Source organism: Streptacidiphilus sp. MAP12-20, assembly GCF_041262525.1.
In the GTDB taxonomy this organism is placed as follows: domain Bacteria; phylum Actinomycetota; class Actinomycetes; order Streptomycetales; family Streptomycetaceae; genus Streptacidiphilus.
Window position 1 is genome coordinate 35777 of sequence record NZ_JBGCCK010000015.1, and the last position, 21992, is coordinate 57768.

20 protein-coding genes are annotated in these 21992 nt (G+C 69.8%); 12 read left to right on the plus strand and 8 right to left on the minus strand.

Features of this window, described 5'->3' with window-relative positions:
• The first annotated feature begins 56 nt into the window (after positions 1–56).
• A complete protein-coding gene (locus ABIA32_RS21080) occupies positions 57–848 on the plus strand; it encodes a class I SAM-dependent methyltransferase (protein WP_370097586.1) in 792 nt (263 codons plus the stop codon).
• A 256-nt stretch (positions 849–1104) separates the two neighbouring features.
• On the opposite strand, the gene ABIA32_RS21085 is transcribed toward ABIA32_RS21080, so the two are convergent.
• Positions 1105–1533 carry a VOC family protein gene (locus tag ABIA32_RS21085; RefSeq protein WP_370097589.1) on the minus strand — a complete coding sequence of 143 codons (429 nt, stop codon included), beginning with the start codon at positions 1531–1533 and terminating at the stop codon, positions 1105–1107.
• 460 nt (positions 1534–1993) lie between these two features.
• On the opposite strand from ABIA32_RS21085, the gene ABIA32_RS21090 reads away from it, so the two are divergent.
• Positions 1994–3931 carry a sigma-70 family RNA polymerase sigma factor gene (locus ABIA32_RS21090; RefSeq protein ID WP_370097592.1) on the plus strand — a complete coding sequence of 646 codons (1938 nt, stop codon included), beginning with the start codon at positions 1994–1996 and terminating at the stop codon, positions 3929–3931.
• 42 nt (positions 3932–3973) lie between these two features.
• Here ABIA32_RS21090 and ABIA32_RS21095 read toward each other — a convergent pair whose 3' ends face one another.
• A complete protein-coding gene (locus tag ABIA32_RS21095) occupies positions 3974–4357 on the minus strand; it encodes a hypothetical protein (RefSeq protein WP_370097595.1) in 384 nt (127 codons plus the stop codon).
• On the opposite strand from ABIA32_RS21095, the gene ABIA32_RS21100 reads away from it, so the two are divergent.
• Positions 4350–4784 (plus strand): hypothetical protein, encoded by a 435-nt coding sequence (locus tag ABIA32_RS21100; protein ID WP_370097598.1) that lies wholly within the window; start codon positions 4350–4352, stop codon positions 4782–4784. The two genes, ABIA32_RS21095 and ABIA32_RS21100, sit on opposite strands and share 8 nt — an antisense overlap.
• Positions 4785–5007: 223 nt before the next feature.
• Positions 5008–6687 carry a xylosidase gene (locus tag ABIA32_RS21105; RefSeq protein WP_370097600.1) on the plus strand — a complete coding sequence of 560 codons (1680 nt, stop codon included), beginning with the start codon at positions 5008–5010 and terminating at the stop codon, positions 6685–6687.
• A 90-nt stretch (positions 6688–6777) separates the two neighbouring features.
• On the opposite strand, the gene ABIA32_RS21110 is transcribed toward ABIA32_RS21105, so the two are convergent.
• Positions 6778–7575: an AraC family transcriptional regulator gene (locus ABIA32_RS21110; RefSeq protein ID WP_370097602.1), complete on the minus strand. Its 798-nt coding sequence runs from the start codon at positions 7573–7575 to the stop codon at positions 6778–6780.
• Between the two features lie 49 nt (positions 7576–7624).
• On the opposite strand from ABIA32_RS21110, the gene ABIA32_RS21115 reads away from it, so the two are divergent.
• Positions 7625–8065, plus strand: coding sequence for a DUF2000 family protein (locus ABIA32_RS21115; protein ID WP_370097605.1), 441 nt, complete (start codon positions 7625–7627; stop codon positions 8063–8065).
• Between the two features lie 34 nt (positions 8066–8099).
• Here the strand turns inward: ABIA32_RS21115 and ABIA32_RS21120 are convergent, their stop codons facing one another.
• Positions 8100–8648 (minus strand): GNAT family N-acetyltransferase, encoded by a 549-nt coding sequence (locus tag ABIA32_RS21120; protein WP_370097608.1) that lies wholly within the window; start codon positions 8646–8648, stop codon positions 8100–8102.
• A 463-nt stretch (positions 8649–9111) separates the two neighbouring features.
• Here ABIA32_RS21120 and ABIA32_RS21125 point away from each other — a divergent pair, with 463 nt between their 5' ends.
• The 7 genes from ABIA32_RS21125 (at position 9112) to ABIA32_RS21155 (ending at position 18394) form a co-directional block, all read left to right on the plus strand.
• Positions 9112–9873, plus strand: a complete 762-nt coding sequence (locus tag ABIA32_RS21125; protein WP_370097610.1) for a DeoR/GlpR family DNA-binding transcription regulator — start codon at positions 9112–9114, stop codon at positions 9871–9873.
• 143 nt (positions 9874–10016) lie between these two features.
• On the plus strand, positions 10017–11387 hold the full coding sequence (locus tag ABIA32_RS21130) for a sugar ABC transporter substrate-binding protein (protein WP_370097613.1): 1371 nt from the start codon (positions 10017–10019) through the stop codon (positions 11385–11387).
• A 148-nt stretch (positions 11388–11535) separates the two neighbouring features.
• On the plus strand, positions 11536–12498 hold the full coding sequence (locus tag ABIA32_RS21135) for a carbohydrate ABC transporter permease (RefSeq protein ID WP_370097616.1): 963 nt from the start codon (positions 11536–11538) through the stop codon (positions 12496–12498).
• Positions 12495–13370 (plus strand): carbohydrate ABC transporter permease, encoded by an 876-nt coding sequence (locus ABIA32_RS21140; RefSeq protein ID WP_370097619.1) that lies wholly within the window; start codon positions 12495–12497, stop codon positions 13368–13370. Before ABIA32_RS21135 ends, ABIA32_RS21140 begins: the two co-directional genes overlap by 4 nt.
• Positions 13367–14356 (plus strand): zinc-dependent alcohol dehydrogenase family protein, encoded by a 990-nt coding sequence (locus ABIA32_RS21145; protein ID WP_370097622.1) that lies wholly within the window; start codon positions 13367–13369, stop codon positions 14354–14356. Before ABIA32_RS21140 ends, ABIA32_RS21145 begins: the two co-directional genes overlap by 4 nt.
• Before the next feature lie 71 nt (positions 14357–14427).
• The gene (locus tag ABIA32_RS21150) at positions 14428–15375 is read left to right on the plus strand and encodes a carbohydrate kinase (RefSeq protein ID WP_370097624.1); all 948 of its coding nucleotides are present in this window, start codon (positions 14428–14430) and stop codon (positions 15373–15375) included.
• 58 nt (positions 15376–15433) lie between these two features.
• Positions 15434–18394 carry a BTAD domain-containing putative transcriptional regulator gene (locus ABIA32_RS21155; protein WP_370097626.1) on the plus strand — a complete coding sequence of 987 codons (2961 nt, stop codon included), beginning with the start codon at positions 15434–15436 and terminating at the stop codon, positions 18392–18394.
• Here the strand turns inward: ABIA32_RS21155 and ABIA32_RS21160 are convergent.
• From ABIA32_RS21160 to ABIA32_RS21175, 4 genes are read right to left on the minus strand one after another with little or no spacing between them, the layout of a single operon-like run.
• Positions 18294–18941: a response regulator transcription factor gene (locus tag ABIA32_RS21160; protein WP_370097629.1), complete on the minus strand. Its 648-nt coding sequence runs from the start codon at positions 18939–18941 to the stop codon at positions 18294–18296. The two genes, ABIA32_RS21155 and ABIA32_RS21160, sit on opposite strands and share 101 nt — an antisense overlap.
• Before the next feature lie 24 nt (positions 18942–18965).
• Entirely contained in the window at positions 18966–19706 is a 741-nt protein-coding gene (locus ABIA32_RS21165) for a hypothetical protein (RefSeq protein WP_370097631.1), read from the minus strand.
• Complete coding sequence (locus tag ABIA32_RS21170; protein WP_370097634.1) at positions 19703–20491, minus strand: hypothetical protein; 789 nt, start codon at positions 20489–20491, stop codon at positions 19703–19705. The genes ABIA32_RS21165 and ABIA32_RS21170 overlap by 4 nt, the downstream gene beginning before the upstream one ends.
• A gap of 14 nt (positions 20492–20505) precedes the next feature.
• The gene (locus ABIA32_RS21175) at positions 20506–21990 is read right to left on the minus strand and encodes a hypothetical protein (protein WP_370097636.1); all 1485 of its coding nucleotides are present in this window, start codon (positions 21988–21990) and stop codon (positions 20506–20508) included.
• Positions 21991–21992: the final 2 nt, after the last annotated feature.

Below are 21992 nucleotides of genomic sequence, written 5' to 3' on the forward strand. Positions count from 1 at the left end.
CGGCGTCGGACTGTCGGTACCGCTGGTGTTCGCTTGGCTGTAGCAGGGAGTTAAACGTGGAGGACCTTGTCGTCGACCCCGGTGCCCATAATCGGGCAGCCTGGGACAAATATGTCCAGGAGGGCAACGAGTGGTCGAGGCCGGTGAGTGCTGAGGATGTCGAGCGCGCCCGCATGGGCGACTGGTCGATTGTTCTCATCGGGCGTGAGCCAGTCGACCGCTCCTGGCTGCCGACGGACCTGACCGGCAAGGACGTGTTGTGCCTGGCCTCCGGCGGTGGCCAGCAGGGTCCGATCCTCGCTGCCGCGGGGGCGCGGGTCACCGTGTTCGACAACTCGCCCCGCCAGCTCGGCCAGGACCAGATGGTGGCGGCGCGCGACGGACTTGAGCTGCGCACCGTCCTGGGCGACATGCGCGACCTCAGCGCCTTGGGCGACGCAGCATTCGATGTTGTGTTCCACCCGGTCTCGAACCTATTTGTACCCGACTTGGCACCGGTGTGGCGTGAGTGCTTCCGCGTCCTGCGACCGGGCGGAACTCTGCTCGTGGGCTTCCTCAACCCTGATGTGTACTTGTTCGACCACGAGGCGCTCGACGAGCGCGGCGAGCTGGTCGTCGTGCACAAGCTGCCCTACAGCGATGTCACGCAGTACTCCGCCGAGGAACGCGCCACGAAGTTCGGCGCGGATGCCCCTCTTGAATACAGTCACACCCTCACCGACCAGATCGGCGGGCAACTCGCCGCAGGGTTCGTCCTCACCGGCTTCGCAGAAGCACCGGACCAATCCAACGCATCCGCCCAGTACATGTCGAACTATTTTGCGACGCTGGCGGTCAAGCCAGGCTGACCCAGCCGCGGCGACCCCCGCCAACTTCGCTGCCCAAAACCGCTCCGCCGGCCTGCACTGGGACCGCCCAGCGAAGCAGGCACGTGAACCGATCGAAACTACCTGCTGCTATTCGCTGGTGGTTGGATGAGCGTCCCGCGAGTGGTGTAGTGGCGATCTGTGCACGGCTTGGCGCCCAGCCGCTGAACAGCGGGGGCATCAGGCGCTGCCGTGCCTCTACACCGCTCCGCGGGACACGACCGACGTTCGCGGACCCTCAGTCGACGCAGAACTCGTTGCCCTCGATGTCCAGCATCGGGATGCACGAATCATTGCCGTCGTACAGCGTTCGCACGTGGACAGCCCCGAGCGGGACCAGCCGTGCGCACTCGGCCTCAAGCGCGGCGAGGCGCTCTTCACCCACGAGTCCGGTGCCGACCCGCACATCAAGATGCAGCCGGTTCTTGGCGGCTTTTCCTTCGGGGACGCGTTGGAAGTACAGTCGCGGACCCACACCTGAGGGGTCAATGCAGGCAAACCAGGCGTCCTGTTGCTCAGGTGACTGCGAGCGCTTGAAATCGTCCCACGTGGCAAACCCCTCAGGTGGGGGCGGTACCACGTACCCCAACACCTCGCACCAGAAGCGGGCGAGACGCTCAGGTTCTGCGCAGTCGAAGGTGACTTGGAACTTCTTGATCGACATCACCGCGCCACCGTAGTGGCGCGTGCTCTTCAGCGAAACCCCAGGGCGTTATCGCCGCGCAGGGCGAGCGGCTTTCGTCAGTCCTCTCCCTGAAGGGGCGGCCCACCGGCAGCTACACCACCACAGGGGACGGGACCTCGCCTTGTGGGGACTTGGGCGAGTACTGCTGGCCACCGGACAGCAACGCGACGCCCTCGAGCACTTCGGCCAGTCACTGAAGATCTTCCAGGACTCCGGATACCTGCAGGCCCAGGCGAGTGCCCTTCACGGACTGGGACAGGCGAGACTGGCCTGCGGCGAGTACACAGCCGCCTCGGAGGCACTGCACAAAGCCCTGAAGATCTTCGACGACGGCGGGGACCGGCAGAGCCACGTGGGGGCTGCGATGATGCCGGGGTGGCCAGTCGAAGGTGATGCGCCGATTTCTGTTATGCCGACGCCGACCGGGAGCCCTCCTCGCGTCATGACCGAAAATTCGCAACGTGGGTACGACGGGTCGCATGCCGACGTGGTGCGTGCCGCGCAGCAGGGCGATCAGCGGGCCCTGGACGGAATCGTCGCCGACTACCTCCCCCTGGTCTACAACCTGGTGGGGCGTGCGCTCGACGCTCCGTCCGACACCGACGACGTCGTGCAGGAGGTCATGCTGCAGATGATCCGCGACGTGCGGAAGCTTCGTGACCCCGAAGCATTTCGGTCCTGGCTGGTCGCCATCGCCATGCGGCAGGTGCGTCGGCACTGGCGGGTTCGGCGCAGCGCCCCGGCGACCGCCGCGATAGCAGGACTCGAGGAGACGGCGCTGCTCGCCGATCCGGGAGCCGATTTCGTCGACCTGACGATCACCGTGCTGGGACTGTCCGGTCAGCGGCGGGAAGCGGCCGAGGCCACGCGATGGCTGGACGCCGACGACCGACAACTGTTGTCCCTGTGGTGGATGGAGGTCGCGGGTCGGCTGACCCGGACCGAACTGGCCGCGGCGTCGGAACTGCCGTTGCCGCAGGCCGCGGTGCGGGTGCAGCGGTTGAAGGTGCGGCTGGAAGTCGCACGGGGGGTGGTGCGGGCGCTCCAGGCGGTCCCGCGGTGCCCGGACCTGAACGGCGTTCTCCGCGGCTGGGACGGGCGGACTTCCGGTCTGTGGCGCAAGCGGATCGCCCGACATGTGCGCACCTGTCCGACCTGTGGTGATGTGCCCGTCGACGCGATACCGGCGGAACGACTGCTGGCCGACCTGGCATTGGTGTCCGTCCCGCCCGTCCTGTTGGGGCTGGTCGCGTCGGGCCGCCTTGGGGGCGGTGCAGCCGGCAGCGGAGCGATCAGCGCGACGGGAAGGGCGGCGGGGAGGGCGGCGAGCCGGTCCGCGCTGAGGGCGGGGAGTTTCTCGGTGGGTAAGGCCGCCGTGCTTTCCTCCGTCGGTCTGCTCCTGGTCACCGCCGCCGCATACACCCTCGGCCGTCCCGGTCATGACGCGCAGGCCCGGGACGCCGCTGTCGCCACGGCGCCCGCGGTCGCCGGTGCCAGGCCCTCCGCCGCCCGGTCCGAGCCGTCGCCCTCCGTGGCCTCGAAGCCGAGCGCCACAGCGAAGCCGGCCGCTGTCACCGACACCAGGCTGCCGGTGCGGGCTGCCTTCTACTACCCCTGGTATCCCGAGAACTTCAGCGGTTCCGGCAGCCACTACACGCCCTCGGCCGGCCGGTACAGCGTCGATGTTCCGGCCACCGTCGACCGACAGATCAAGGACATGCAGTACGGCGGTCTCCAGGCCGGGATCTCCTCCTGGTGGGGTGCGGGCAAGCGCGAGGACAAGCGACTGCCCCTGCTGATGTCCGAGGGCGCAAAGCTCGGCTTCTCTTGGACGGTGTACTACGAGCAGGAGGCGTACTCCAATCCCTCGGCGACGGCGATCAGGAGCGACCTGGAGTACCTGCGCAGGTACTCCGCCCAGAAGGCATGGCTGCACATCGACGGCAAGCCGGTGATCTTCGTATACGGCGGAGGCGGCGACGGCTGCGCCATGGCCACCCGGTGGGCGCAGGCCAACAGGACCGAGGGGTACTACGTCGTGCTGAAGGTGTTCGGCGGCTACCGGGACTGCGCCGACCAACCGCAGGGCTGGCACCAGTACGCCTCCGCCCTGGATGTGCAGAAGGGCTACTCGGCGATCCTGTCTCCGGGATTCTGGAAGAACGACGCGAAGATCCCGACGGTCCCGCGCGACCTCGCCCGCTTCCGCCGGGACGCCACTACCGTCGCCACCTCGGGTGAGCCGTTCCAACTGGTGGTGACATACAACGAATGGGGCGAGGGGACAGCGGCCGAGTCGTCCACGGCTTGGCCCAGCTCCAGCGGCCACGGCGCATACCTGGACATCCTGCACCAGGTCTTCGCTGCGCATCCGCGCTGAGCGGTTCCGCAACGAAGATCTGGTGGCCGGGGAGGATAGCTGTCAGAAGGCGCCGACGACCTTGAAGCCCTGGTCGACGAAGATGTGGTGCGGCCAGTTGACGCCGATGTAGTGGACCTCGTACTCGCCGTTGCTGAGCTGCACCACGCGGTCGACGACACCGCCGGGGTAGGCGGCCAGCGCAGCTTCCGTAGCCTGGTCAGCCGCCGTTCCGCTGACGATCGTCCCCGACCCCTCGGTGTAGTTCGCCGGGACCTGACCGACCTGCTTCGCCGTGCTCGGAGCACCTTGCTGGAAGGGGACCACCCCTGCCGCCGAGGAAGCGGCGGATCCGCCGCCGCCGGTCGGCTGCACCGTGACCTGCGTCGCCGCGATGGTCGTTCCACTGGTCGTGCCCAGTACGAGAACGCTTTCGCCTGTGGTCACGGCACTCGCCGAGGCCGCGACCGAGGCCGAAGCCGTGCCGTTCCGGTACGCCGTGGAGGCCGCTTCGTTGACAGTCACGTTCTGCCCCGCTGATGTCGTCAGCGTGAAGCTCGAGGTGGACACGCTGTCGACCGTTCCGGACGAGCCCCCTTCGGCCGGTCCGGACCGGGCGTTGGAGCTGCCGCCGGTAGCGCTCGGAACAGCTGTTGCGGAGGAGGGCGGGGAGCCAACGGAAATACCGATGACCGCAGCACACGTCAGCACAGCGGCCGCGATCCATGCGCCTCTCCTGCTCGTCTCGTGGGGACCTGCTGAGTCGTATTCGTTCATGATGGCGATCCTCCAACTCAGGAAGCTATGGAAAGCCTGCCTGCCGTTCGTGAGAGGGCGCTTTGGTCACCCTGTGATTCGTCCGAACCTTCGCTGAGAAGCGATCTCATGTGGAGCGCCAATGACGCACTGAACAGTCCGCAGGGATCCCGTTCGGGGACGCCGCCGGTGCCGCGCATAACAGAAATCAGGCGGATAGCGCTGTTTCCCACATTCGCCCGTGAGTGATTGACCCACCGTCACGCGGCCACGTTGAATTCCTTTCGCGGCCGGCGCGCGCCGGAGCGCATCGCCCGCAACCCTCCACGGAGAGCCACCCAATGTCAGTGAACCGCCGCAAGCAGATCTGGTCGCGCCGCAGGGTCCTCACCACCGCGCTCGGCGGTTCCGCGGCTGCGGTGGCCGGCGCGTTCGGAATCACCAAGGCAGCCACGGCCGGTACGACGGCCAGCCCCGTCGGAGACGTCGTCGGCAAGGTCACCGTCGGCTACCAGGGCTGGTTCGCCGCCCCGGGTGACGGCTCGCCCATCGACGCCTGGTGGCACTGGAGCGCCGACGACAGCAAGTCTCCGTCGCCGTCGAACACCAACATCAAGTGTTGGCCGGACAACCGGGAGTACACCCGAACGTACCAGAGCGGGTACGCAGCACTTGGCAACGGCCAACCCGCGAGGCTGTTCTCCTCCTACGACCAGCAGACCGTGGACACGCACTTCCTGTGGATGCAGCAGAACAACATCGACACCGCGGCGCTGCAGCGCTTCAACCCCACTGGCGGCGAGGGCCCGACCCGCGACGCGATGGCCATCAAGGTCAGAAGCGCGGCGGAGTCCCACGGCCGCAAGTTCTACATCATGTACGACGCCACCGACTGGACGACCATGCAGTCGGAGATGAAGGCTGACTGGACGACCAAGATGAAGGCCCACACCGCGTCGAGCGCCTATGCGAAGCAGAACGGCAAGCCGGTGGTGTGCATCTGGGGCTTCGGCTTCAACGACAGCAAGCACCCCTGGGATGCGGTGACCTGCCTGGACGTCGTCAACTGGTTCAAGAGCCAGGGCTGCTACGTCATCGGCGGGGTGCCGCGCGAGTGGCGCACCGGGGTCAACGGATCGCGGGCCGGCTTCTCCGGGGTCTACCACGCCTTCGACATGCTCACCCCCTGGATGGTCGGCGCGATAGGCAACGCGGCGGACTCCGACTCCGTCTACCGGAACGTCAACGTCCCCGACCAGGCCGACTGCAACGCCCACGGCATCGACTACCAGCCCTGCGTGCTGCCGGGGGATCTCTCCGGCCATCAGCGGGCACACGGTGACTTCATGTGGCGGCAGTTCTACAACATGGTCCGCCTCGGCGCGCAGGGTATCTACATCTCGATGTTCGACGAGTACAACGAGGGCAACCAGATCGCGAAGACCGCCGAATCCCAGGCCTGGACACCGACCGACTCCGGCTTCGCCGCCCTGGACGAGGACGGCACGGCCTGCTCCTCCGACTACTACCTGCGCCTGACCGGAGACGGCGGCCGCATGTTCAAGGGCCAGATCGCGCTCACCGCCACCCGCCCCACCCAACCGGTCATCAGCGCCACGCCCGCGCTCAGGACGATCACTCTGCGCTCCAAGGCGAACCACGACTACGTGACCGCCGAGAACGCCGGCGCCAACCCGCTCATCGCCAACCGCACCGCCGCCGGCCCCTGGGAGCAGTTCGACGTGGTCGACGCCGGCAACGGCAACATCGCGCTACGGGCCAGGATCAACGGCAGGTACGTCACCGCGGACAACGCGGGCGCCGGCCCGCTGATCGCCAATCGCACCTCGATCGGCACTTGGGAGACCTTCAGGCTGATCACGAACCCCAGCGGCACGATCAGCCTGCTCGCCCGCGTCAACGGCAGGTACGTCACCGCCGACAACGCCGGCGCCGGCCCGCTGATCGCCAACCGCACCAGCATCGGACAGTGGGAGCAGTTCGACCAGGCCATCGTGTGACCGCAGGAGGTGTAGCGATGCCGATCCGTCAGAAGGCGGACAGGCCGTGCCTCCGTTAGGGGAACTGACCCAAGTCCGCCGAGCTGGCCCCTAGCGAGCGCGACGGAACCTTCCGGGAGACACTCCGACGATGCGCTTGAAGTGTCTCCCCAAGTGCGCCTGGTCGTAGAAGCCCGCCGCCGTCGCCGCCTCCGCGGGCGGGAGGCCGTCGAGCAGCAGAGAGCGGGCGCGTTCGACGCGGCGGGCCGTCAGGTACTGGTGCGGGGCCAGACCGAACGCCGCGCTGAACGCGCGGACGAGGTGGGCCGGGTGCGCGTGGACGAGCTCGGCGGCCTCGTTCAGGGTGACGCCTTGCACGACACGTGCGTCGAGGAGATCGCGCAGGTGCTCGGCGACACCGCGTTCGCGCTCCGGCGGCCGCACCGTGGCCGCCATCGGTCGCAAATGCCCGCGCAGCCGTTCGCCGATGAAGGCGAGCCTGCTCTCCGCTTCCAGTTCGTCCCCCCGGTTCGCCAGAACCGTGTGCAGCTGTCCGACCCGGCGGCGCAGCAGCAGGTCCGCGAGGTCAGGAGTGTCCGCCGCCGAACCGATCAGCGCGGCGTCCAGGACGCTCAGGTCCAGGTACAGCACTCGCTTGCGGAAACCCTCCGGCGTCGCCGGTGAACCGTTGTGCGGGATGTGCGGCGGCAGCAGGGAGACGGTCTCGTGCAGCGTGCCGCAGGCGTGGCGGTTGAGGTCGTAGCGGACCGCGCCGGTGTCGACGATCAGCAGCGTCCACACGTCGTGGACGTGCATCGGGTAGGCGTGCTCGGTGAAGCGGGCGTGGAAGACCTCGGTGACGCCCGGGACCGGTGGGCGCCACGCGAAGACCTCCTCGCGTGTGGCCATGCAAACAACGTACAAGACCGACTCGGCGACCGGGCGGCAGTCTCAGCGCATGACCGACCGCGAGAACGCACCCGCACCCGTCCGCTTCGACACCAAGATCGCCGTGCTCCTCCGCGACGACCTGCAGACCTGGCAGCGCCTGAACGTGACCGCGTTCCTGGTGAGCGGCCTCGGGACGGAGGCGCCCGAGGTGATCGGCGAGCCCTACGCTGACGCCGACGACACCCCCTACCTGCGGATGTTCCGCCAGCCCGTGCTGGTCTTCGAGGGCTCGAAGGAGACGATCACCGCCGCGCACGGCCGCGCCCTTGCCCGCGCGCTGCCGCGGGCGGTGTTCACGTCCGACCTGTTCACCACCGGCAACGACGTGGACAACCGCGCAGCGGTGCGGGCCGTGCGACGAGATGACCTGGATCTCGTCGGCCTGGCCGTCCACGGGCCGCGTAACGCCGTCGACAAGGTGTTCAAGGGTGCCCGGATGCACCCGTGATCCGCTGGACAGGCCAGTCTCAATCGGACCCGTCTCAATCGGACGGCGTGGCCGAGGACCACACGCCCATCCACTGCTCGGCGCCCCACTCCTCGAACCGTTGCACCTCGGTGAACCCCAGCCTGGCCGCGAGGCGCATCGAGCGATCGTTGGCCGTCTGGGTGCAGAGCACCACCGGCTCGCCGGGACGCGCGTCGGCGAACCAGCCGAGTGCTGCCGCGCACGCCTCGGTGGCGTACCCGCGTCCCCATGCCTCTGGTAGGAACAGGTAGCCGAGCTCGGCCTCGCCGGCATCCGGACGGACATGACTCCGATGCTCCGCGTCGCGCCGGTTGAGCTCGATCGTGCCGATCATCGCTCCGTCGAGATCGACCACGAAATGGCCGGGGCGCCGCCCGGGAACCTCAGGCACCGCGCGCGCGAGCTCATCGCGCGGTCGCGGGCCACCGATGTAGGTGCCCACCTGCGGCGAGGCGAACAGCTCGATGAACGCTGCACGGTCCCGGGCCTCGGACTCGCGGAGCACGAGCCGCTCGGTCCTGATCGGGGCAGCTGGCCAGACGACGGGTCCGAGTTCAGTCACGGCGGGCAATTCCTCTCGACGGCGGCGGCACCAGGAGAAGGTGCCGCAGAGGGGGACGCGTCTGCCGAGTGATGCAGTTCCTGGTCAACGGGTCCGCCACCCGTCGCAGCCGGGATTGAGGAGAGGAAGGCGAAGGGGCGGCTTCCGCTCTGTCCTCCGGCGGCGCGCGGGCCTTCCTGTACACCGGCGGGGAGTGAAGCCGAACCTTCTCTGCCTGACGCCGGACTCGGTCCGGTCGGTGCCGAAACGGGCGCGTTCGGAGGCGTCTTCGGGCAGCTACGCGCGCATCGCAAGGCGCTGCCCGCTGCGGCCTGCAGCGATGGACTTTCGAAACGGGCACGATTCGGGCCGCTTTGTGTCCGTACCGGCGGGAGGCGCGGTTCCGGTGCGGCTGTATAAATCTCACACGGGCACATTCGGGCGTCCGTTGTCCGATCGGGCAGGGTGGGAAAGTGGGGCGGGGATGAGAGCGGAGGAGCGACAGAAGCGGATCCTGGCCCTCGCGCGTCAGGAAGGCCGCGTCGTGGTCACCGTGGCCGCGGCCGATCTCGGCGTCGCCGCTGAGACGATCCGCAGGGATCTGGGCGAGTTGGAGCGCAAGGGTCACGTCCGGCGGACCCACGGCGGCGCCTACCCGGTGGAGAGCGCAGGCTTCGAAACCGGCCTGGAGCAGCGGGTCACGCTTCACGTCGAGGCCAAGCGCCGGATCGCCGCCGAGGCCGTCAAGCTGCTGGACGGGGCGGAGACCGTCTTCGTGGACGAGGGCTACACCCCTCAACTGCTGGCCGCGATGCTTCCGACGGACCGGCCGCTGACCGTGGTGACGGCGTCGCTGCCCACCGCCGCGGCGATCGCGGACTCGGAGAACACGACCGTCCTGCTGCTGGGCGGCCGGGTCCGGCACCGGACGCTGGCGACCGTGGGGTCGTGGGCCTGTGCGATGCTCTCGGGCTTCGTGATCGACCTCGCCTTCCTGGGCGCGAACGGCATCTCCCGCGAGCACGGCCTGACCACCCCTGACCCGGTCGTGGCCGACGTCAAGGCCAAGGCGCTGGAGGTGTCCCGAAGACGGATCTTCATCGGACACCACGGCAAGTTCGGCGCGAGCAGCTTCTGCCGTTTCGCCGACGTGTCCGACTTCGAAGCGATCGTCACCGACAACGGTCTGTCAAGTGCGGAAGCCGGCCGCTACGCGCGGATGGGACTGCACGTCATCCGGGCCTGAACGCTCACATCCCCCAGGGTCGGCGCTCCGCGCCGCGCCCAGGTCACCCGTACCCCAAAATCCGCAACCCCTCCCACCCTCGCACCCCCGCACCCCCAGATCCGGTCCCACCCCGACCGGCTTTCGTAAGGGAAAGGAACATCATGACGAACAGACAGGTTCTTCGCCGGCACCTCGTCATCACCGGGGCCGTGGCCCTCAGCGGCGCGCTGCTCGCGGCATGCAGCGGAGCTGGTGGAGCCGGCGGGGGTGGCGGCTCGCAGAGCCACACCATCAACGTGCTGATGGTGAACAACCCGCAGATGGCGGACCTCCAGAAGCTCACGGCGGACAACTTCACCAAGGCCACCGGCATCAAGGTCAACTTCACGGTCCTGCCCGAGAACGACGTCCGCGACAAGATCACCCAGGACTTCTCCAGCCAGGCCGGCCAGTACGACGTGGCGAGCATCAGTAACTACGAGACGCCGATCTACGCGAAGAACGGCTGGCTCGCTCCGCTGACCACCTACGCCGGAAGCGACACCGGTTTCGACCAGAGCGACATCCTGCCCAACATGCAGAAGTCCCTCACCGTGAACGGTCAGATCTACGCCGAGCCGTTCTACGGCGAGTCGTCCTTCCTGATGTACCGCAAGGACGTCTTCGCCTCCAAGGGCCTGACCATGCCGGCGAACCCGACGTGGGCCCAGGTCTCCGACCTGGCCGCCAAGGTGGACGGTGCGCAGCCCGGCATGAAGGGCATCTGCCTGCGCGGACAGGTGGGTTGGGGCGAGATGCTGGCGCCGCTGACCACGGTGGTCAACACCATGGGCGGCACCTGGTTCGACAAGGACTGGAAGGCCCAGCTCGACAGCCCCGCCTTCACGAAGGCGACGAAGTTCTACGTCGATCTGGTGCGCGCCCACGGCGAGGCCGGCGCCCCGCAGGCGGGATTCGCCGAGTGCCTCAACAACATGCAGCAGGGCAAGGTCGGCATGTGGTACGACGCGACGTCCGCGGCCGGGTTGTTGGACGCCTCGGACTCGCCCGTCGCCGGGAAGGTGGGCTACGTGGCGGCCCCGGTCGACCAGACCAAGAGCTCCGGCTGGCTCTACACCTGGGCCTGGGGCGTACAGAAGGCCAGCAAGAACCAGAGCGACGCCTGGAAGTTCATCTCCTGGGCGTCCGGCAAGCAGTACGAGCAGCTGGTCGGCACCACCCTGGGCTGGTCCCGCGTCCCGGCAGGCAAGCGCACCTCGACGTACGCCAACCCGCAGTACCTCGGCGCCGCTTCGGCCTTCGCCAAGGAGACCGAGGCCGCACTGAACGCCGCCGACCCGGAGAACCCGGGCGTCCAGCCCAGGCCCGCTCCCGGGATCCAGTTCGTCGGCATCCCGGAGTTCACCGACCTGGGGACCCAGGTCTCCCAGCAGATCAACGCCGCCGTGGCCGGCCAGATCAGCGTCTCGCAGGCGCTGCAGAACAGCCAGGCCCTGGCCGCGAAGGTCGCCGCCAAGTACCAGGGCCACTGACGGTCACCTCGCACCTCGCACCCCATCCGACGGCTTCCGGTCCGACCGTTGCGTTCCCTCTGACCGGGGCCGTCGTGCGAGGCGGTGAGACAGAAGCAGTCAGGTAGAAGCGGTGAGACAGGGGCGAAGAGACAGAGGCGGAGAGACCATGAGCACTGTATCGATCACCGGACGTGGCAGGGCCCGCGAGGCCGCACAACGCGGAGCGCCACCGACCACGAACCGGCCCCGCGGCGCCTGGGCCCGCCGAGCTCCGCTGCTCCCGGCCCTGCTCTTCATGATCGTTGTCACCCAACTGCCGTTCGTCGGCACCCTGGTGATCTCGTTCATGCGCTGGAACGCCCTCGTGCCCGGCGACCGGGGCTTCGCCGGACTGTCCAACTACCGGTCGGCGATCACCGATCCGGCGCTGCGCTCGGCGATCCTGACGACGGTGGTGCTCACCGCCTCCGTCGTCCTGGTGAGCCTGCTGCTCGGGTTGGGGCTGGCGCTGTTGCTGGACCGACCGTTCCGCGGCCGGGGCGTCGTCCGCACCATGCTGATCGCCCCGTTCCTGGTCGTCCCGGTGGCGTCCGCGTTGCTGTGGAAGCACGCCATCTACAACGCCTCCTACGGGCTCATCAACGGGTCGCTGAGCTGGATCTGGAGCCTCTTCGGCAGCTCGCACCCACCGCAGCCGGACTGGATGTCCAGCGTGCCGCTGATCTCCGTCGAGGCGTCACTGGTCTGGCAGTGGACGCCGTTCATGATGCTGATCCTGCTCGCGGGGCTGCAGAGCCGTCCGATGGACGTCGTCGAGGCGGCCCGGGTGGACGGCGCGAGCACCTGGCAGGTGTTCCGCTACCTGACCTTTCCGCACCTGCGTCGGTACCTGGAGCTCGCCGCGCTGCTCGGCAGCATCTACGTGGTCCAGAACTTCGACGCCGTGTTCACCCTGACCTCCGGCAGCCTCGGCACCGCCAACCTGCCCTACACCGTCTACGAGACCTTCTACCAGGGCCACGACTACGGCCAGGCGTCCGCCGAGGGCGTCGTGGTGGTCATCTGCTCCATCGTGCTGGCGACCTTCGCCCTGCGGAGCGTCTCGTCCCTGCTGAAGGAGGACTCATGAGCACGTCTGTCGCCCGTCGCAACGTCCGGGTCCAAGCCGGGCCGGCTCGGGGAAGGTCTGCCGGACGGGCGCTGGGCCTGCTGGCGTGGCTGTGCGGTCTGGTGTTCTTCCTGCCCTTCGCCTGGATGGTGCTGACCTCGCTGCACAGCGAGGCGCACGCCGCGACGAACCCGCCGAGCCTCGGCGTCGGCCTGACCCTGCAGGGCTACCGCGAGTTCTTCGGCTCGGACACCGGGGTGAGCCCCTGGCCGCCGCTGATCAACTCGCTGACGGCCAGCGTCGCCTCGACGCTGCTGGTCCTGGCGTTGGCGATCCCCGCCGCGTACGCGCTGGCGATCAAGCCGGTGCGCAAGTGGTCCGACGTCATGTTCTTCTTCCTGTCGACCAAGATGCTGCCCGTGGTGGCCGGACTGCTGCCGGTCTACCTGATCGCCCAGAACGCGGGGATGCTGGACAACATCTGGCTGCTCGTCATCCTCTACACCTCGATGAACCTGCCGATCGCGGTGTGGATGATGCGGTCGTTCCTCGCCGAGGTGCCCAAGGAGATCCTGGAGGCCGCCTCGATCGACGGGGCGGGCCTGCTGACCACGCTCGGGCGGATCGTGGCGCCTGTGGCGGCGCCGGGCATCGCGGCCACCGCGCTGATCTCCTTCATCTTCAGCTGGAACGAGCTGCTGTTCGCCCGGGTGCTGACCGGCGTCGTCGCCGGCACCGCGCCCGTCTTCCTGACCGGTTTCGTCACCAGCCAGGGCCTGTTCCTGGCCAAGGTGTGCGCCGCCGCCGTCTGCATCTCCATACCGGTTCTCCTCGCCGGATTCGCCGCCCAGGACAAGCTCGTCCAGGGCCTCTCCCTGGGAGCAGTCAAGTGAAAGCAGCCGTCATCAGTTCGCCTGGTGTGGTGGGCGTCGAGACCGTCGACGATCCCACGCCCGGCCGCGGCGAGGTGGTGGTCAAGGTCGCCGCCGTCGGGCTGTGCGGCACCGACCTGCACATCCTGCAGGGCGAGTTCGCGCCCACCTTGCCCATCGTCCCGGGCCATGAGTTCGCCGGGGAGGTCGTCGCGCTGGGCGCCGACGTCCGCGACGTGGCGCTCGGCGACCGCGTCGCGGTCGACCCCTCGTTGTACTGCCACGAATGCCACTACTGCCGCCTCGGGAGGGACAACCTCTGCGAGCGCTACGCCGCGATCGGTGTCACCCACCCGGGCGGAGCGGCGGAGTTCGCCGTCGCCCCGGCCGCCAACTGCGTCCGGCTGCCCGTCCACGTCCGCACCGAGGACGCGGCGCTCATCGAGCCGCTCTCCTGCGCGGTGCGCGGCTACGACGTGCTGCGCACCACGCTGGCCAGCAGCGTGCTGATCTACGGGTCCGGCACGATGGGGCTGATGATGCTCGAGCTCGCCAAGCGCACCGGGGCGGCTGCTGTCGACATCGTCGATATCAACCCCGAACGGCTGGCCACGGCACGCCTGTTGGGCTGCGACCACGCCGTCACCTCCGCCGGCGAGATCACCCGGGCGCGGGGTTGGGACGTGGTCATCGACGCGACCGGCAACGAGCAGGCGATCCAGGACGCCCTGGGTCGGGTCGGCAAGGGCGGCACGTTTCTGCAGTTCGGCGTGGCCGACTACGCGGCCCGCGCGACGGTAGAGCCGTACCGGATCTACAACCAGGAGATCACCATCACCGGCTCGATGGCGGTGCTGCACAGCTTCGAGCGGGCGGCGGACCTCTTCGCCACCGGTCTCCTCGACCCGGACGTCTTCGTCAGCGACCGCCTCCCGCTGGCCGACTACCCGGCGGCGCTGGAGCAGTTCAAGGCCGGCAAGGGCCGGAAGATCCTTGTCACGCCTTGAGACGACACAGCCTAGAGACGACACGGCCTGAGATGACGCAGCCTGAGATGACGCAGCGTGAGGAACTCGGCATGGAGCAGCCCACTCTGGTCGTCGGCGAGGCGCTCACCGACATTCTGTCCGGCCCCGGCGTCCGCCGCCACGCCGTTCCCGGGGGCAGCCCGGCGAACGTGGCCCTGGGGCTGGCCAGGCTCGGCCACCCGGTGCAGCTGGCCACCCGCGTGGGACGTGACGGCTTCGGTCGGCGGCTGCGGGAGCACCTCGGCGAGAGCGGAGTCGCGCTGACGGCGGGATCCGTGGTGGACGCCGCCACGTCCACCGCCACCGCGAGCATCGCGGCCGACGGCTCGGCCGACTACCGGTTCGAGATCGTCTGGGAGCTGCCGTCCTCGACCGTCTACCTCGCCCGTGTGGGCGCCCTCGCGCACCTGCACACCGGGTCGCTCGCCGCGACGCTCGCCCCCGGCGCCGCCGGGGTGCTCGCTGTCGTCGACGCGGCACGCACGAGGGCCACCGTCTCCTACGATCCGAACCTCAGGCCCGCTCTGCTGGGAGCGCCCAGCCACGAGCGGCCACGGGTGGAGCGGTTCGTGGCCGCAGCCGACGTGGTGAAGGCGAGCGCCGAGGATCTCGGGTGGCTCTGTCCTGGCGAGAACGTCGAGGCGGTGGCCGCCGGCTGGGCCCGGAGCGGCCCCAGCCTGGTCGTCCTCACCTGGGGAGCGGACGGCGCACAGGCGTTCTGGCCGCACGGGAGCCTCCCGGTGCCGGCGGTTCCGGTCAGGGTCGCCGACACGGTGGGCGCAGGCGACGCGTTCATGTCCGGGCTGATCAGCGGGCTGCTCCGGGCCGGGCTGCTCGGCCCGGAGCGGCCCGCCCGCGCCCGGCTCCGCGAGGCGACCGGCACCGACCGGCTCGCACCGGCGGTCGTGGACGCGCTGCTCCTCGCGAGCCGCAGTGCCGCGATCACCTGCACCCGGCCGGGTGCCGACCCGCCGACGGCGGCCGAACTCCTCGGCTGACTCACCGGGGGATGCGCGCCGTCCGGACTTCTGACCACGCTGTTCGTCGGGAAGGGCCATGGCAGACACGACACGACACCGGTTCCTCCGCGGGGACAGCGGGCACAACAGCCACAGCGGGCACGCGGTCATGGACAGCGGCCGCCTTCGGGTCGAGACCCTGGGACCCCTGCGTGCGTGCGTGGGGGAGCGGGAGGTCGTCCTCGGCCCGCCGAAGCAGCGCGCGGTCTTCGCCGTTCTCGCCCTGCGCGCCGACAGCATCGTCTCGCGCGACGATCTGATCGACTGCGTCTGGGGCGAGTCCGCTCCCGCCACCGCGGCGGGCAGCCTGCACACCTACGTATCCGGACTGCGACGAGCCCTCGCCGGTCCGGGCGGGCAGCTCACCAGCTCGGGACCGGGCTACGTGCTCCATCTCGACCGCGAACAGCTCGACGTGGGAGTGGTGGAGGCGCTGACGGCTCGGGCCCGGACCAGCCGGACCCGGCGCGACCAGGCTGCCGCGGTCACCGCACTCGATGAGGCGCTGGCCTGCTGGCGACCGGGGTCCGCGCTCGGCGGCCTGCCCGGCCCGTTCGCCGCCGATCATCGGACCTGGGCGTCGGAGCTGCGGTTCCGGCTGATGCTGGAACGCGCCGAGCTGCTCCTGGAGCTGGACCAGCCGAGCGATGTGGCCGACCAGCTGCGGGGGGTCGTCCGGGACAACCCCTATCACGAGCGGCTGCGGGCCGTGCTGATGAGGGCGTTGCACCGAAGCGGGCAGACCGCGGTCGCGCTGGCGCACTACCACGACCTGCGGAAGCTGCTCGCCGACGATCTCGGCATCGACCCCTCCGCCGACTCGCAGGCCCTGTACTCGGAGATCCTGGCCGACAACGCCGACCCCCGCACGGCCCTGGCCGGGCCCGCGGCCCTCGCAGCGGTCGCCGGGCCGGTCCGACCGGCTCAACTGCCGCGTGGCGTCGGCTGCTTCGTGGGTCGCGTGCCCGCTGTCCGGCAGCTGCTGGACGCGGCGCGCACCGCGTCGGACGGCGACGAGAGCGAAGCGACCTGCCCGCAGATCGCGATGGTCGTCGGAGTCGGCGGGGTCGGCAAGACCGCACTGGCCGTGCACTGCGCGCATCTGCTGGCCGCCGCGTACCCCGACGGCCAGCTGTACCTGAACCTTCGCGGCTTCGACCCCCGGCACCCGGCGAGCTCCCCCACGGACGCCCTGCACCACCTGCTCAGCTCGGTGCACGCGGGGACGATCCCGGCCGACCAGCAGGAGCGGGTCGCCCTGTGGCGCAGCATCGTCAGGGACAGGAAGCTGCTCATCGTGCTGGACAACGCCGAGTCCGCGGACCAGGTCGAGGACCTGCTCCCTGGCGGCGGCCCCTCCTTCACCGTCGTGACCAGCCGCAACCGGCTCAGCGGCCTCGCGGTCCGGTACTCCGCCCGCCGGGTGACCGTGACTCCGTTCTCAGCCGAGGAGTCGCTGGAGCTGCTCTCCCACTCGATCGGGGGCGCCAGGGTCGGCGCCGAGCCATCGGCGGCGCGGCGCCTCGCCGACCTGTGCGACCATCTGCCGCTGGCACTGCGGATCGCCTCGGAGCAGGTGACCGCAGGGCCCCGATCGAGGATCGCGGACCTCGTCGCCGACCTGGAGGACGTGCGGCGTCGGCTCGACGCCCTGGAGATCCCGGACGACGAGCTGTCCTCCATGAGGGGCGTGCTCTCCTGGTCCTATGCCAGGCTCGACGCCGCTGCGGCCCACGGGTTCCGCATGCTCGGGCTGTTCCCGGGCGTCGGCATCCGCATGGAGGTGGCCGCCGAGCTGCTGGACGTCCCGCCGTCGGCGGCGGCCGCCGTGCTGCGGAGCCTGGCCGCCCAGCATCTGGTGGCGGCGGACGGCGGCGGCTACCGGATGCACGATCTCACCCGTCTCTACGCCGAGGAGGTCTCCCGCACCGGCGAGGCGGCCGAGTCCTGTCGACAGGCCCTGGAGCGGGTGGTCCGGTGGTATGTGAGGACCCTGGCACAGGGCTTGGTGTCCGGCGGTGCCGAACTCCCGTTCGCCCTCGCTTCCGAGGCCCTCTGCGAGCCGTTACCTGTCGAGGAGCGGAAGGACCTCGTGGGCTGGTGCGCGCGAGAGTGGGACAACATCGCCCCCCTGGTGCGCCGGGCACAGCGGATCGGCTGCCACGAGCAGGCGTGGCAGCTGGCCTACCTGCTCTTCGACTACTTCCACGCGGCCGGGCGGGCCGGGGAATGGGTCGACGTGCTACGGATCGGACTGCGCAGCGCCGAGCTGACCGAGAACCGCCACGCCCAGGCGGTCCTGCTCGACCACCTGAGCGTGGCGCACTCCCGCCTCGGACAGCAGGGTGCCGCGCTGCAGCAGCTTCGGCGCGGCCTGGGGCTGGCTGAAGCCCTCGGCGACGACGTCCTGCGCGCCGGCCTGCTGGGCAGTCTGGCTGCCACGCTCCGGGCGACCGAGGACCACGCGGCGGCCCTGCGCCACGCCAGGGAGGCGCTGGTGCTGGCCCGCCGCATCGGGTCGGCCCACCAGGAAGCACGAAGCCGCGGCGTCCTGTGCGACCTGCACGTCGAACTCGGCGAGTTCGAGGAGTCCTTGCGGCACGCGCAGGCCGGCCTCGCGGCGGCCCGCCGCTGCCGGAACCCGCGCCTCGAAGCCGACCTCCTGGTCAGCCTGGCCGTGTCGGAGCACGGGCTCGGCCACCCCGAGCGGGCCGTGCGCTACTTCCGGCTGGCGCTGTCGCTGTGCGCGTCCAGCGGCGACCACTATCACGAGGCCCTGGCGCTCTTCGGTCTCGCCGTGGTGCACCGCAGGCGTTCGGCCCGGCAGCGGGCTCACGCGCTGGCGACCCGAGCGCTGCTGCGGTTGAAGGAACTGGACGCCGAGGAGGCCGCCGACGTCACGGATTTCCTCCGCGCTCTCGACGCCGACCCCCGTCCGGCTGCCCCGCCGGTCGCGTCGGAATCGGTCGCATCGGAATCGGTGCGGCGCGTCGGGTAGTCCCGCCGGCCTGCTGACGCTGCCAGATCAACACCGCCTCGACCCGGCTGCTCGCCCCCAGCGACCGGAAGATCCGGTTGATGTGGTTCTTCACGGTCTTCTCGCTGACCTGCAGCCGCAGCGCGATCTCAGCGTTTCGCACGCCCAAGGACACCAGCGCCATCACCTCGTGCTGACGCTGCGACAGCACGACCACCGGAGCGTCCGTGTCGACGTTGTTGCCGGCGTCGGCTCCGGGAAGCGCCGCCGGGGACGAGTGGCCCGCCGGGACCGCGCGCGGCGCCCTCGGGCCGTCGGCGACCGCGACCACGCTCAGCCGGTACTCCGCGCACAGGCGGCGCGGTGCCGAGGTGACGGCCGCGGGACCCGCGGTCGCCGCACCGGCCGCCGGCCTGACGGCGACTTCGACGTAGGGCAGGCTGACGATCTCCACGGCCAGGTTCCTGCCGGCGAACGCCTGCCGGATCTGGGCCAGGATGTCGGGGCTGGTGATGGCGATCCGCACGCGGCTGGGACTGCTCGGTTCGGACGCGGCGACGAGTGTCATACGCCCAGCGTGGCGGGGTGGGCTTCAGAGGTTCTTCACGTTCGGTTCAGACGGAGTTGGGCCAGCACTCGGCACCACGCCCGCAGTCGACACCTCGCCCGAGGCGGCCAGCTCGGCCAGCCCCGCGAGCACCTCGTCCTCGGTGGGGACGTCGACGCGGTCGGCCCAGCGCAGCGTGGCCACGATCATGTCGAAGAGCAGGACGACCGCCTTCACGGGCTCGGCGTCGACATCGCCGTCGGTCAGGACGGTGAAGGTCAGCAGTCCCCACACACCGGGCGCGTCCGGATGGGACACGTAGTACGAGACCCGCCGTGACGGCGCCTTGCGCCCGACCCGGCTGCTGTCGATGACCGAGGCCACCCGCACCGCCGGTGCTCCGCCGATCTCCAGGTAACTCCCGTCCGCTCCCGCGTCGGAGAGGATGGAGGCCAGCAGCGCTTCCGGGTCCTCGGGGCCGGTGGCCTCGCCTTCGCCGTCGGCTTCCAGGACCGTCACCAGCATCGATCCGGGCAGCCGGACGCCGTTGAAATCCTGGAGGGGCAGCAGGACCGAGCGAGCGCCCTGCCGTGACGCCTCGTCCGTCGCCTCGGTGAGCTCCTTGCGCAGCATCCGGCGCCACGGACCCGCCTTGTCCCGCGGCAGGGAGTCCGGCAGGTGATGGCGGATCACGTCCTCGACGATCCTGCGGCGCAGCGCGGTCGTGTCCGCCGTGGTCGGAATCTGCATCCAGCCGTCCGGGACGACGAGCTCGAAGTCGATCACGACTGTCCCTCCATGGTGACGTCGGCGGTGGCGGTGGCGGTGGCGGTGGCGGTGGCGGTGGTGGCGGCGGTGGCCGCGACGAAACCGAGCCGGGCCGGGCTTGCGTCGGCGGGGGCGCACTCCTCGGCGATCTGCTGCATCAACCGCTCCATTCCCGTACCGATCAAGGCCATCAACCCCATCTCGAAGACGCGTGTGGTCAGCACCACGTCGGTGCTGACGCTCGGCGTCTCGCCGTTCGGCGGCACCTCCAGGCGCAGCGCAGCGTCGACGCGTCCGAAGGCGGCGCCCTCGGCGCTGCGGCACAGGGCGAACACCCGCAGGCCGTCACCGATCGGGGTGGTCACGTAGTCGACGACCGGCTCGCGTGCGTCGCCGTCCAGCCCGCCTGCGCCCACCGTGATCATGAGGTAGTTCGGATCCGGGGCCAGGGGCTCGCAGAACTCCACGACCACCGGGACCGGCGCCCACCTGGGCCGGCCGTCAACGAACACCGCACCCCAGGCCAGCCGGGACCAGGCGGGCAGCTGGGCCGCGCGCTCCAGCAGCCAGCCGGCGGCGTCCCGTCCCGCCATGTCCGCCGTGAGCGGGAACTCGGTTCCGGCGTCGGCGGGCCAGGCCTCCCGCACAGCGGCCAGGCCCTCGGAGGTCCAGTCCTCGAACAGGGTCACCATGTGCTCGGTCCAGGCCTCGTGCTTCTGCTCGCCCGGCCGGACGACCGGCACCCACTCCCACTGCCAGGGCAGTTCTGTCAGGGCCGACAGCGGCGTCACGTCGTCACTCATCGTCTCTCCCGTGCTCACGCGGTGACCTGGCCCGGCGGGTTGACCGCGGGGATCCAGCCCATCAGGCGCCCGCCGGTGTAGACGAATCCGGCCCCCACGCCGAAGGCTCCGTTGATGCCGCCCCAGACGAACCAGAGCGGCGAGATCTTCCCGAGGCCGGCCGCCCCCACGATGCCCGACAGATCGAGGGGGCCCTTCACCCCGGCGATGATGCTCGCGAAGTCCTTTCCGAACTTCGCCGGATCGGTCAACAGCGTGCCCCACAGCTTCCCGACGTCCTGGAACTGGGTCCCGGCCGAGCCCCAGAAGCCGACCTCGGGGATGGTCCCGCCCGTCTTGCCGATCAGCCAATTGGTGGCCGGGTTGTTGAACCAGTCCGACAGGTTCTTCCAGTCGGCGGCCGCGTTCGGCGGCGGCGGCCCGGTCGGTTCGGGACGGATCGGCGGGACGGGCTTCCCGGTGATGGGCACGTTGCCCGGCCCGAACGGCCGGGAGTAGTTCGGAACGGGGCCGCCGGGGCGTGCGTTGCCCGGCCCGAACGGCCGGGAGAAGTTCGGAATGGTCGCGTTGCCGGGCGGCTTCAGCGGCACCAGTTCGATGCCGCCGGCCCCGCCTGGCCGTTCGGCGAGGGCGGTGGCCTTGGCGATGCTCGATATCCCCTTGCCCACGACCGAGACGATGGCGCCCAGACCGGCCATGCCGAGCCCGATCGCCCCCAGCACGACGTCCAGGACGCTGCCCTTGCCGTCGTGGTAGAGAACGATGTTGGCGACCAGCGTGATGGCGCCGGCGACCACGCCGGCGATGACCAGGACGTCCACGCCGGGGATGAGGATCGCGAGTGCGCCGAGGATCATCCCGATGATGGCGAAGATCTGGCTGATCTTGGCCATCACGGCGTCGAGCTTGTCCTTGTAGGTGTCGGTCAGCCCGTCGTCGTACCTCCTGGCGCTGACCGCGTCGGCGAAGCGCTTGCCGGCCACGTTGAGCGCGTCCAGTGCGTTGTTGAGCCGGGTCTTGGCCGCGGCCATCGCCGCGTCCGCGTCGGAGTTGGCCTTGTTCTTGTCGGCGCCCTTCTGCTGCTCCTGCGGGGAGGTGGTGCCGTCCGGGTTCTTCTGCGCGTCCGGCATGGCCTGTGCCTTGGTCTGCTGGCCCTGGGCGCTCTCGGCGTCCGTCAGCGCACCGGCGGTCTCGCTGAGCCCCTGGTCCAGGTCGGGCTCGTACTTCCCGATCTCGTTGGCGACGTCGTGGTAGCGCACCGCGGCCTTGCTGAGGCGGTCTTTGAGGGAACCCGCGTCGGACTTCAGCCCCTCGACGTACTGGCCGGCCAGGCTGCCGCTGTTGGTGTCGACGATCTGTCCCAGCTTGGCGACCGCGTCGTCGATGGTGGTGGCGATGTGGCTGTACCGCTGCTGCGCCGCGCGCACCACGTCGGGGTCGGCGTAGACGGGGTCCGAGTCCAGCTCCAACGGCGACCAGTCGAGATTCCTGATGGACATTC